This window comes from Streptomyces sp. TP-A0356 (assembly GCF_001417775.1).
In the GTDB taxonomy this organism is placed as follows: domain Bacteria; phylum Actinomycetota; class Actinomycetes; order Streptomycetales; family Streptomycetaceae; genus Streptomyces.
The window spans coordinates 24,088-36,722 of record NZ_BBZJ01000036.1 but is presented as its reverse complement, the minus strand read 5'-3'; the positions used below and the strand labels follow the sequence as shown (position 1 = coordinate 36,722).

Below are 12,635 nucleotides of genomic sequence, written 5' to 3'. Positions count from 1 at the left end.
ACGCCGTCAGAGGCGTACGGCACCGGCAGACCATGCTGTTCAAACCGGAAGGTACGGGCTGGGTTTGCCGTGCCAGCTGATGGTCAGGGCGTCTCGGGCGCGGGTGGCGGCGACGAACAGCAGCGAGCGGGCCTTGCGCTGCTCGCGTTCGTAGCGGGGCGGGTCTTCGGTGCGGTAGCGGTCGATGGCGCTGGTACGCGGGATGATCCCGTCGCTGGCGCCGACGACGGCGAGCCGCTGGTATTCGAGGCCCTTGAAGCGGTGCATGGTGCCGACGTGGACCTCGCCGTCTCCCTTGGGGCCTTCCTTGGTGAGTTCGGCGCAGGTGATGCCCGCCTTTGTGGTCAGGTAGTACATGGTCTGGCTGACCATGTCGCGGTCGGCGACGCAGACGGCGATTCGTCCGCTGGGATCGCGCTGGGCGCCGTTTTCGTCGGTGGAGAGTTGATCGCGCCAGGTGGTGAGAGTGGTGGCGAGTCCGGCGAGTTCGTCGTCCCAGGTGGCGTAGGGGACGAAGGCCGGCTGGGGGCCGTGGAGGACGGACCGGTAGCCGGCGAGGTTGTCGGTCCCGTCGTCCAGGTCGTCGTAGGTGATCTTCTGGTTGGTGTCGGCGGGGTCGACGACGCGGAGGGCTTCGGTGAGGATCTCCCTGGTCGTGCGGTAGCTGAGGGTCAGGCGGGAGGAGCGGCCCCGGATGTTGATGCCGAGGGCACCGAGGGCGATCTGGTAGTCGTAGTAGATGCGCTGGTGGGTGTCGCCGGCGATGAACAGGTCGTTGGGCTGGGTGGGGTCAGCCATGGCCCGGAGCATCTTCCAGTGTGCGGGACGCAGGTCCTGGGCCTCGTCGACGACGATGTGCTGGTAGCGGTGGCCGAGGTAGCGCATGCCGGAGCTGTTGTCGCGGTGGATGAGGTCCTTGCCGCCGATCTCTTCCTTGTACTCGCGACGGGCCTTGATCTTCGCGGCGCGTTCGATCTCGAATCGGGCTGCGCGTTCGGCGGCCTGGCCCCAGGTCTCGACGCCGAGTTTGTCGAGGCGGGCGGTGAACTGCTCGATCAGCTTCCAGATGTGGGCGCGTTCGGGTCGGGTCAGTCCGCGGCCGCGGCCGGCGCGGCGAGCCTTGAAGTAGTCGGAGCGCGTGGGGACCGACTGGCCGAGGATGACTTGTTCCCACTCTTCGACGAGGAACTCCGGCTCGAAGCGCTGGTCGTCGAGTTCCGCTACCAGCTGACGCATCTCCTGCAGCGCCACATGGTCGTAGACGCGTTGTCTGCCGCTGCCGGGTGCGGTGTTCTCGCCCAGAACACGGCCGACGAGCTGGTCCACGTGGGCGATGTCGACGCGGGCCAGCAGGTCGGGGCCGATGAGGGAGGCGAGTCTCAGGCGCAGGTCGGTGGTGAGGTTCTTGGTGAAGGAGGTCAGCAGGATCGGCTTGTTGTGGCCGGGAGGCAGTTGTTCGGCGAGGTGTTTGACGCGGTGCAGGGCGACGATGGTCTTGCCGGTGCCGGGGCCTCCGGAGACGCGGGCCGGGCCTTTGTACTGACGGCGGACGATGCGGTCCTGCGTGGGGTGGAGGAAGACCTTCCAGGCGCGGAAGTCGCCTTCTTCGATGACGGTGCGGACGGCGTCGTCGACGGTGGTCACTTCGGTGCGGGTGAGGGCGGTGGCGAAGTCTTCGGGGTCGGGGCGCTGGTCGAGTTCGACCGGTGCGGTGATCTCCTTGCGTACGTCGTCGATGTCCATCCCGGCGGCCAGGCCGTAGAGGACGTCCTTGGACAGCAGGGGTGCGCCCTCGACGAGCTGGTCGAGTTCGGCGCTGGTGGTCACGGTGAGCGCCAGCTCGATCAGCTGCTCGGCGACGCCGAGGTCGCGCAGTTGGCCCGCGTGGTACGCGGCCAGCAGCGAGCGTGTGTCCGGCTCGGATGACGGTTCAGGCGCGGGTGCTGCGGCCTTGGGGGCGTGTGCGTCGGGTTCGGACGGGGTGAGGGTGATGCCGGCGCGGCGCAGGGCGCTGTCTCCGACGACGGCGAGGTCGACGAACTCGATCTCGCCGGTGACGCGGTTGACGGCGACCTGGAGCTCTTCGTAGACGTCGCGGCGGTGGCGGACAGCGATGACCAGCCAGCTCTCGGTGCCATCCGCGTCGACGCCGGTCTTGGTGAGCAGGGCCCGGTAGTCCTGGGAGATGCGGGCCGAGTGGATACGAGAGTCGCCCTTGAGCTGCTTCTTCCGCAGTCCCGGCAGGCCGGGCTTGTTCCGGAAGTTGTGGCAGAAGTCGTAGAACTGGGCCTTGACCGAGCGGTCGAGCTTGTACAGCTCCTGTTCGGCCTTGCGGTACAGGCTGAGCCGGGCGGTCATCGGGGCGTGCCTTCTTCCGTGTCGTGCGTGTCGGGGAGCTCAGCGAGCAGTGTGTCGAGGTGATCGAGCCATTCGGCGGCGGTGCGGACCGTCCAGCCGTCCTCGGTGTAGGCGTCGTCCCGTCGCTGGGCTTCGTCGTCGTCTTCGCCCTGATGCGCGGCGACCACGGCGATCTTCAGACCGTGGGTGTGCCAGGCGAAGTCGGCCAGCCAGCGGCTGGTGCCCAGTTCGTGGCCGAAGACGGGTGCCTTCTTGCCGCGGTCGGCGAGGATCTCAGCGAGGCGGAGCAGCTCGGGTGCCTCGTCGGGCTCGTCGCGCAGGATGTCAAGGATCTCCTCGTCCCACAGCGCGTCGCGCAGGGCTTGGGCCACGGCGGCCTCGGCGGCCGAGTCGCCGTCCGGGTCCGGCGCGACGGGCTTGACCACGGCCCCGGGCCGTGGGGATGCGGCGGGGGCGGGAACGCCGATGAGGGAGTCGAGTTCGCCGAGGCCGCCGCACACGGCGAGGACCTCGACCTCGAAGTCGGCGGCCTTGCTGGCGGCGAGCTGGACGCCGTCCCCGCCGGCCGGGGGCAGGGACAGGAACTGGGTGAGATTGGTCCAGTACAGCCAGGACCGCCAGCGCTGTTTGTGCTCGTCGGTGTCCAGGACGGCGTCGCTGTCGTCGAGGACGGTGAGCGCGGTCCATTTCAGGTTCTCGGGGTCGGCCGCGTCCAGGGCGAAAACAATGGGCAGGCCCGTGTCGTCCTGCGTGCGGAAGACGTGGACGGGGCCGATGCCGGCCGCGTCCGGCACAAGGGGTTTGTCGCGGCGTTCGGCCGCGGTGAAGGCCGCAAGCTCGTTGCGCAGGGCGGTGACGAGTTCGCTGCGGCGGCCTGTCGCGGCGACCGGCCTTGTACCCGGCTGGGCGGTCAGGCCCGTGACCAGAGCGCGGGCCCGGCGGGTCCACTCCTCGGCGTCGGGGTCCCTCAGGTAGGCGATCAGGGTGTCGATGGGGTTGGCGAAAACGGCAGGGGCGAAGCGGGAGCGCTGGCCGCCGTACTGTTCGTACGCCGTCTTGGCCTGCTCCTGCGCCATGCCCCGGTACGGCGGCCAGACCGGTTTCGTGCGCCCCGGGCGCTGTTCGAACAGGTCGATGTCGGCCCAGGTGATCTGGAAGACGATCTCCCCGTCGGCACGCAGCCGGGTGCGTTTGGCGGCGTCGGTGGCGATCTGGTTGTGCTCGCTGCTGGCGTGGAAGCGGAAGCCTTCGAGGTAGATCTTGACGCTCTGGTTGGGGCCGTCGACCCGGGTGAAGGTGAAGTCGCTGACCGTGCCCTGCAGTCGCTGCTGGGCAGTCAGCCGCCAGTGCATCACCCCGGAATCGGCAGGACCGCTGGGGGCGCTGGTGAAGCGCAGGTGGCCGCTGGCGTGGCCGTCCTCGTCGAGGGAGACGTCGTCGCTGACCTTCACCCATTCCCGCAGGGCGGTCAGGAAACGTGCCTCCAGGTCGGATTCCACCTGGGCGTCCAGGCCGACCAGGCCGGTGTGGTCGATCTCGCTCCACTCCCAGCCGTCCGAGCCGTCCTGCTTGAACAGCAGGGACTCCAGCATGGTCAGCGCGAACTGGCGCGAGACGATGTCCTGGAAGGGCTCAGGCGTGTAGCGGTGCAGGCAGCGGTGGCAGGCCCGGCGCCGCTCCTCGGCACACGGGCACTCCTTCAGCAGCTCGTACGCGGCCCTGAGGGTGTCGCGGAAGGCGATCGGGTCCGTGAGCCGGTCCAGGTAGCCGGTGCCGCCCGGCAGGGAGTCGAACAGGACCAGGAACCAGCGGCGTTCCCCGCTCTCGGTGTCCGGCATGGACGCGACCGTGGTCGCCAGGTGCTGGGGGTCGCCGCCGAAGTGCAGGTCCACGCCGAGCCGTAGCGCGGCCCGGAAGGAGTGCACCTTGGCGTCCACGTCCGCGGTGGCGGCCGGCAGCAGCACGCGCAGTGCCTCGGTGCGCAGCGTGTGGGCCAGCAGCACCGGTTCCTCGCGTGCGTCGGTCTTCTTTCCGCGGCGCAGCGGGCACCAGGGGCGGTGGTGCTTGAGGCGTCCGCTGCGAGCGGCCAGGGAGTCCAGTTCGTCGGTGTCGTGGGTGAAGACCGGCTGCCCGTCGGCGCTGGCCGCGCCGCAGGCGGTGCACACGTGGAACGGATTGAGCCGTACGCGATGGCCGGCGAAGTCGTCGCGGGTCTGGGCGTCGTAGCGGACCGGTCCGACGTTGATCCGCCGGATCATGGCACTGCGGCAGTAGTCGACGCCGAACGTCTGGTGGTCGTGCCGCCACGACAGGCCGTGCTCGATCTCCCCGACCGGGATGTCCACGGCGTCCACGACGGCGTAGGAGCGCCGGTCGCGGTCGTCCTTGTCGTCACGGATGTGGGCGTCCTCCCGCTTGTCGCGGGAGGTGACGGTGGCGGGCTCGACGATCTGGAACAGGCAGGAGCCGTCGTCGGCGATGTGGGCGGTCTTGCAGCGCGGGCACTCCGAGCGGTCCTCGGCGGCGTTCTCGGTGCGGACATAGCCGCAGCCGGGGCAGATCCGCCAGGTGCGCCACTCCTGCCGGCCACCGGTTGCGATCTCGATGCCGCTGATCTGGTGCTTGTAGCCGTTGACGTAGAAGGTGTTGCCGGGGGCCAGTTCCTCCAGGGCGAGACGGCGTGGCCGCTCGTAGGAGTAGGTGTCGGAGGTGTACTTCGCGGGATCCGACTCGCTCTCTCCGTACAGGGTGGCCGACGGGGCGGTCGTGGAGTCGATCAGCGCATAGTTCGGCAGCAGTCCCAGGTCGCACAGCGCGGTCTGTGACGAGGTCTCCCCTAGGTTCATCAGCCGCCGCCCGACCCCCCGCCGCTCGGCGTCCAGCTCAGCCTTCTGCCGTGCCTGCTCCGGGTCGGTGTCGTGCAGCTCGTCGTGGGCCTCGTCGATCTCCTTCAGCCGGGCCCGTAGCGCCTCCTGGCTGCGAAACCACTCCCGCTCGGCCTCCTCGACCGTGCTGCGCAGACCGTGCGTGGCGTACGCCGTCAGGTCCTCCTGGGCCTGGTCGCTCACGCCCGTGGGGAACAACTCCAGGAAGCGGCCCACCAGTTCCTCGCCCTGCGCGAGGGCAACCTCCACCAGGTCGGCCAGGTAGCCGGACGGCCCGAACAGGCGGGGCGCCTTGTGCGGCAGCGCGCGCAGCACGATGCCGTCGGTGCGCACCAGCTTCCCGGCCGCGGCGAGGTCCAGCAGGTGGGCCAGATACTGACGGCGCAGGATCTCGACGGCCGACAAATAGCAGCCGGGCGGCACGATCGTGCCGGCGATCAGGTCCTTGGGCCGCTCCAGGAAGTACAGGTCACGGCGTCTGCGGTCCGGGATCGTCAGCAGGAACGCGTTGCCCGTACGGCGCCCGGCCCGGCCGACCTGCTGGGCGTACGACGCCGGGCGGCGCGGCAGCGCGGCCAGTACCACCGCCGACAGGTCACCGATGTCGATGCCCATCTCCAGCGTCGGTGTGCATGACAGCACGTTCGGGTCCTTGAAGCCGTCGCGCCGCTTGAACGCGTTCTCCACCTGCTCGCGCTGCGGCCGGGTGAGCATGCCGGTGTGCTCTGCGGTCACCACCTGATAGGTGCCCCCCTTGCGGTACAGGCGCCGGTAGTAGTCCTTGGCGTAATCGCGGTCGCGGTGGTGCACTCCCAGCCCCTCCGGCCGGTCACCTGCGACCAGTCGGCCCCTGCGGCATCGGTACGAGGGACAGGGCTGCTCGTGCCACTGGTCCAGCAGGGAGGGGTGGACGGTCTGCTCCCAGAAGCAGACCGGGCAGCGCACGTACGCGTGCCGCACCTGCTCGTCTTCCAGCAGCCGCGCCTCGATGTTGCCCGGCTTGAGCCCGTACACGCGCAGAGAGGTGTCACCCGGGGTGCGCACCGACAGCAGCCCCAAGGTGGCCAGTTCAGGCAGCAGCCGGTTCCAGAACTCCGGGGCCAACTCACGCGGCAGCTCCAGGCAGCGCCCGGCCCATCGCTCGTACCAGGACAGCCGGCCCGCCGCGAAGTCGAACTCGCTGCCGTTCTTCGGCCCGCTCAGCAGGAACACCGGGGCCGCGACCCGCTTGGGGAACGCGCGCATGCCGGGGGCCCGCTTGCCCCAGATGAAGTACCGGCTGGTGCCCGCCTCATCGACGTACTTGTCCAGCCACTTGTGGGAGACCGCGCCCCTCGTGCGCAGCCGTTCCAGGAAGATCCTCACGAACGCCAGATACCGCGCGTCGTCCTGCGCGACCAACGGCACCCTGTCGCCCACGCACTCCTCGTGCACCCGGCGGACCAGGGCCACGACCGCCGCGGTGTCGTCGATGCGCACCTGCGCGGCGGCGGTGCGGGTCAGCTCCAAGGTGCGGCCGTTGCGGGAGCGGAACCCGAACTCCATCAGTGCCTCGAACGCAAGCCGCTGACCGATCAGCCTCCACACCGGCAACCCGCCGCCGCGCCCCTGCCCGGACAGCAGCTTCTCCACGCCCTTGTAGACGTGCAGGTCCGGCGGAACGACCGCGGCCAAGGTCTCCTCGTCGGTGGTGGCCTCGACCACGTTCGCGATCAGGTCGTTGAGCGCGGTCGGTTCGTCGTGCCGCAGGTGCTTGGCGAGGAGGGCGCGCAAGGAGAAGGTGTACGAGCGGTTGGCGACGAAGCCGGCCCGGTGCGCGGCGTCCTGCACCGAGTCGTTGAACATCAGCGTCTTGTCCTCGTGGAGCTTCTTGTTCAGCTCCCCGCCCGTAAACAGCTGTGTGATCGACGCGGCGGCCATCGCCGCCGACCCGGTGCCGAGGTAGCGGATGGCGTTGCGCTCGCCGCAGGCTGGGCACCAGTCCTCGCGGGCCGCGGTGTTGGCCACCGTGCCGCCGAAGTGGACCAGGACGAAGGCCGAGTCACGCGCCGTCAGCCGCGGCTCTTTGGTGTCCTTGTCGTAGTCGTTGAGGGGGTCGGGCAGCCGCAGCCGCTTGTTCACCCCGTCGAGGACCATCAGCAGGCCGCCCGCGCCCTGCCCCGCAGTGCCACTACCGCGACCGGCGGCCGCCATCGGTGCCGTGCCGGAGCCCTCGCGGGCCTCCCGCTCGGTGGCCGCGATCAGGTTCCGCACCCGGGCCTTGTCCTGGCCGAGCGAGGCCCGCCTGATCCTGAAGGTGTCGAACTGCACGTCGTGGTCGTCGCTCTCCGGCGAGAACACCGCCCACCCTGACCGCCCGCAATCACGGCAGTAGACGGCGGGCAGAAAGAGGTTCGCGTTCTGCCCCGACGTCGCCGTCGTCACCGGCGCCGCACGCCCGTCGTCCGTCGCGCTCGCGTCGCCCAGGCCGGCCACGTCCCACCGGAACTCCGCCTTCGGCCACGGCAGGACACCCCGCAGCAACCGAGACACCGACCGCGCCCACTGGTGCACCTCGACGTGCACGAACGGCCGTGGTGGCTCCCCCGGCGGCGACTTCGGGTCGCGGGCGTACGACAACAGCGCCACGAACCGGGCCAGCGCCTCCGCCGCCTTCTCCGGTTGCCGGGCCACCGCCTCCGACCAGCCGGCCGCGCCTGCCCGCCACATGATGTCCAGCACCTCGGTGCTGGTCTTCACCTCGCCCTCCAGCGCCTGCATCACCGCCCGGGTGAACAGGTGGCGCCGCAGGTTGCCGCCCAGCAGAAGGGGATCGTCGTCGCGTACGCCCGTCACGGCCTCAATGAGGTCGAGCAGGGCCACCTCGCCTCCCGCGGCGGGATCGGGCAGCGCGAGCAGTTCGTCCGGCGTCGGCAACCCCTGCATCGTCACGTCGGACAGCGGTATGAACTCCTCCACCGACAGCCGGTTCTCCCCGACGATCGACTCCTGAGTGAACTCCGTACCGAACACGTCCGTCGCGACGTCCAGCAGACGCGTCACACCGTCGTCGTCCGTCCCCGACGCCAGCGTCGCCGACGTCGCCACCGGACAGATCGACCCCAGCGGGCGCCCCTTTTCCGACACCCCCACGGCCGACGCCAGCCGCCGCAGCAGCATCGCCACGTCGGTGCCCTGCGCGCCGTCGTAGGTGTGGAACTCGTCCACCACCACGTATCGGATGTCGGCATCCCGCCACAGCGGGGCGTCGTCCTCGCGCTGGAGCAGCAGGTCCAGCATCTTGTAGTTCGTGATCAGGATGTCCGGCGGCGACAGCTGCATGTCGCTGCGCCGCGTGCGCACCTTCTCGTACCGCGTCGCCGCCCGGTCTCCGATGTACAGCCCCGCCCAGAGCTTGCCCAGCTCCGCCTCGTTCTGCGTGAGCAGGTCATTGATGCGCTGAGCCTGGTCGGTGGCGAGCGCGTTCATCGGGTAGAGGAACACCGCCTTGACGCCGGTCTTCCCCGCCTCACGCTCGCGGCGGCAGTGATCCAGCACTGGGTACAGGAACGATTCGGTCTTGCCCGACCCCGTGCCCGTGGTGACGAGGGTCGGCTGCGGGGTGTGCCCGTTGGCGGAGGTCAGCCGGGCGAAGGCAACGGCCTGGTGGGCGTAGGGGGTGAAGCCCTCGCGCCGCCATTCAAGGTGCTCGCGCCAGCTGTCATCAGCGGCGGTGAAGGGCGTACGGATGCGGAGGAACGGCCCTCGGAACATCCCCGAAGTCTCGTCACCGAGGAAACGGTGCAACGCCTCTCGCGCGCCCTCGTCGCTGAGCGCATACGTCGTCGACAGGTACTGGAGCAGGCTCTCCTTGAGCCCACGCGCCTGAAGCGTCGGCCTCATGGCTTACGCACCTCCTGCTTGACGGGGTCCCACGTGCCGGCCGCGACCGCTTGGTCCAGCCGCACCTTGAAGTGGGCGTGCGCTTCACGCATCTCGTCCTCGCGCTTTGCCTGGTAGAAGGGAGCGGAGTAGCCCTCGGGGACAGGCGCGTCGGCCGGATCCTGGCCGTGTTCGATAGCCGTTCGGTACGGCTCGAACTGCTTCCAGGACTCCTTCGACTGTCGCTGCCCGATCGTGCGGGCGTTCCCCGCGATCTTCCATCCGTCGGCGTCGAACCAGGTCACAGCCTCGTACTTCTGGAGTACGGGGAAGCGGCCCCGGTACGCCGCGATCAGCGCGTCCGCATCCATGCCGAGCCATACGGCGACGAGGGCGTCGATCTCGACGAGGGCGGAGCGACGTGCGCGTTCGGTGCGGAGGGGGGTGTCGGGGTTCCACTCGGGGGTGACGTCGTTGAGGGGCTGGAGGCCGGGCCAGTCGCGGGCCCAGGGTTCGTCGGTGGGCCAGGTGGGGTCGTAGAGGTCCTTCCATAGGTCGGCGTAGGCGGTAGTGAGGCAGTTCAGGCGGAGGGTGCGGAGGAGGAGGGCGGGGGCCAGGGGGTGGTCGGGAGTGGGAGCGGGCATGGCTCTGACTCCCGTGTTACGCAGATGTCCTCGCCCTGTGGCCCGCAGCAAATAGTCCATGGGAAGTGACGCCCAGAAGCCTCCCACCAAGGCCGTGGAGACGGGGGACGGCATCGTAAGGCTGTGGACATTGTCGACATGAGCTGCGCCCGGCGGGATCATAGCCGCATACAAGGCACGTTCCGTGTTCGGCGCGATCATGCAACGCCACGCCAGCCGGTGGAAGGCGACGTACCGCCGCCGAGCCCGCTCCACCAGCGCGGCATCGATCTGCTCGTCCGTCACCTGCGCTTCGGGAATGCCGAGGTCATGCGCAATCTTGCTCCGGGTGCGGGCGATTTCCTTCTTGCTCGCCTGGAGCCACGCGAGGGCACGGTGGTCAATCCACCGATCCTGCTCACGCAGGTACGCCTGGTTCCTGCCGGGTGCCCGCACGTACTCCGTGTCGGGCACGAAGTCCGGAGTAAGTCCAACAAGATCAGCGCCGTACGGATCGTTGCTATTGGCGTCATGCCGCTTGAACACCGGCGTGGCGACGCTGATCTGGGTGCCTTTGAGGATTACCCTGCGCCACCGGTCGGGCTGGTAATCCTGCCCGGTGTTGGGGTCAGGCCGGTTGTAGTCGATCAGGTTGGCCTTTTTGGCGCCGCTCTCGTGGTAGCCCGGCGTGATCTGTGGCAGCGGCCCAAGCCGCACGGGATAGTCCGCCAACGCCTCGATGGCCGCCGCCTCCGCCGTACTCACCGGAAACAGCAGCCGAGCCTGCTCGACCGGTTGATCAGCCTCGTCCAACAGCCGCTGCCAAACAGCGAGTTGCTCTGTGTCCACCCGCACGACCCGCGCTAGATGCGCCCTCTCGTCGAACTCCCCATTGCGATACCGAATCCCCGGCACCTCACCGGACCCGTCGTGCTTGCCAGAGTTCCTCAACGCGTCCGCCGAGACCAGCCACGAGAGGTGGTCGAAGCCGATCTCGCCCGGTTGCCCGTAGACGTGCACGCCGAAGTGAGCGGTGTGGCCGACCGGCTCCGGGAAGAAGCGCTGTCCGGCGTTGACGAAGTCACCGTGAATCCGAAGCCGCCGGTACGACGCCTCCCGCAGCGCCCCCTCCTTGTCCCCGGTGAAGTGGGTATCCGGATGCACCATCCCGGCCGTCCCGTCGGCGGACATGTGCGCCCATACCTGCGACATGAACGCCCGGTACAGATCCGGCTGCGTCCCCGTCAGAAGCGGGTACATCTGCGGTGACCCAAACACGGCGACCTGCGCGCTCGTGTTGGTCAGCTCTCCCAGCACATACCGCCGAGCCTTCTCCTTCCCGAGCACCTCCTTCCGCCGCTGTTCCTTCTCAGCCGTGGACGCCTTCGCTTCCAGTTCAAACCAGGGCTCGTGCTCGGCCAGCACAGCAGACTCGTTCCACCGCGGCCGCACCCATGGCGGGTTACCCACCTGGAGATCGAAGCCCCCTCCCTGCGCGAACACGAGCGCGAACTCCAGCTCCCAGTGCAGGAATCCCTGTTCGTCGGCGATGTCCCGCACGGCCCGCAGCCACGGGAACCGGTCCTCCGGATCGCCCACGTCCATGCCCATGAAGCCGGGCAGCGTCTCCTCGAATCCCTTCAGCTCGTCCAGGCGCTGGAAACCGTCAACGAGCGTGTTGCCGTCGGGCACGTCGGCCGTGCCGAGCATGGCTTCCAGGAACTCCAGCCAGTCCTCAAGGTCCTTCAGCGGGACGACGGGCCGACGCTCCGGCGTCTTCGGCTTGGCCGGCCCCGTCTTCACCTTCTTCTTCGCGCCGATCTCCTTGACCTCGACGACCTCTTCGGAGTCGTGGAGGTCGTCGAAAGACGTCTGCTCGGGACCCATGGCGAACAGCGCCGCCACCTCGACGAACCGCGGTGCGGGAATCGCCGCCTGCTCCACCGGAGCCAGCGCAGGAGCCGCTTCGTCAGGCGCAGCGGCAGGCTCCCCGGTCAGCGGCACACCGCCCAGTAGCGCGCTCAGGCTCTCGGCTCCGCCGACCTCGCCGTTGGCCCGCGCCGCGTACTCCCCGTCCGTCCCGTCCAGGAGCCCGGCCTTCTCCGCAGGCCAGAACCACAGTGCGCACCACGCGTCCATGACCTTCTTCAGCCGCCAGTACGGGGTGTCGACGGCGTTGAAGAGGTCCTCCAGGACCTTCTCTTTCGGCACCGCCTGCTCAGGGTGCTGGAGGAACGCGAACTCGGGGTCTTTCGGGTCGGCCTGCCACACGTCGATGCGGCGGGCGATCTCCCGCTCGGACAGCTCCATGCGCTTGACGACGGCCGACCACAGGAACTCCACTCGCCGGGCGGCGTCCCGCAGCCGCGTGTACTGCGAGGCCGCCTCCGTCTTCGGCTTCCCGGTCCGGGGGTTGAGCGCGACGGAACCGTCCTTGTTGAGGTGGGCGGTGCTGCGCTTCGGCCGCTGGAGGATGCCCTTCTTCCAGGCCGCGAGCTGTGTCACGGCCTGCTCAGCCAGGTCCTTGGCCTCCTTGGAGCCGGTCACCGCCGCCCAGCCGGGGCACGGCAGGAGGAACTGGTGGACCGCCCCCGCAGGCAGTTCCTGCGGCTCACTGTCCTTGAGGAAAGACAACGGGGTGGGGGCGAGAGCGCCCTTCGCTTTCAGCCACGCCTTGTCCGCGCTGGAGACGTCATCGCCCGCGTACACCGCCCGGCGCGCCCCGATGAGGGAGTTGCCGCGGCGCAGATGCAGGCCGAACCAGGGTGCCCGCATGCCGGGGTGCATGGTGTTGAGCCACAGCGACACTTCTGCCAGCTCGACACCGGTGGCGTTGAGGTCGACGCCGTACGCGTTGTGGAGAGCGACGTACGCCTTGACCTTCTGTTTCTCGGTGAGGGCGACGTCC

At 69.1% G+C, this 12,635-nt stretch carries 3 protein-coding genes; all 3 read right to left on the bottom strand.

Translation table 11 applies throughout. The annotated features are described in order from the left end of the window. Window positions 1-39: 39 nt before the first annotated feature. From ASC56_RS33950 to ASC56_RS42455, 3 genes are read right to left on the bottom strand one after another with little or no spacing between them, the layout of a single operon-like run. Window positions 40-2,358: a UvrD-helicase domain-containing protein gene (locus ASC56_RS33950; RefSeq protein ID WP_055495454.1), complete on the bottom strand. Its 2,319-nt coding sequence runs from the start codon at window positions 2,356-2,358 to the stop codon at window positions 40-42. Next, window positions 2,355-9,125 carry a DEAD/DEAH box helicase gene (locus tag ASC56_RS33945; protein WP_055495453.1) on the bottom strand — a complete coding sequence of 2,257 codons (6,771 nt, stop codon included), beginning with the start codon at window positions 9,123-9,125 and terminating at the stop codon, window positions 2,355-2,357. The genes ASC56_RS33950 and ASC56_RS33945 overlap by 4 nt, the downstream gene beginning before the upstream one ends. After that, window positions 9,122-12,502, bottom strand: coding sequence for a hypothetical protein (locus ASC56_RS42455; protein WP_234377187.1), 3,381 nt, complete (start codon window positions 12,500-12,502; stop codon window positions 9,122-9,124). The genes ASC56_RS33945 and ASC56_RS42455 overlap by 4 nt, the downstream gene beginning before the upstream one ends. Between the last annotated feature and the right edge of the window lie 133 nt (window positions 12,503-12,635).

What these genes read in the sequence shown, in the direction of transcription:
- ASC56_RS33950 (WP_055495454.1), bottom strand. Translation starts at nt 2,358, where the DNA reads ATGACCGCCCGGCTCAGCCTGTACCGCAAGGCCGAACAGGAGCTGTAC.
- ASC56_RS33945 (WP_055495453.1), bottom strand. Translation starts at nt 9,125, where the DNA reads ATGAGGCCGACGCTTCAGGCGCGTGGGCTCAAGGAGAGCCTGCTCCAG.
- ASC56_RS42455 (WP_234377187.1), bottom strand. Translation starts at nt 12,502, where the DNA reads ATGCGGGCACCCTGGTTCGGCCTGCATCTGCGCCGCGGCAACTCCCTC.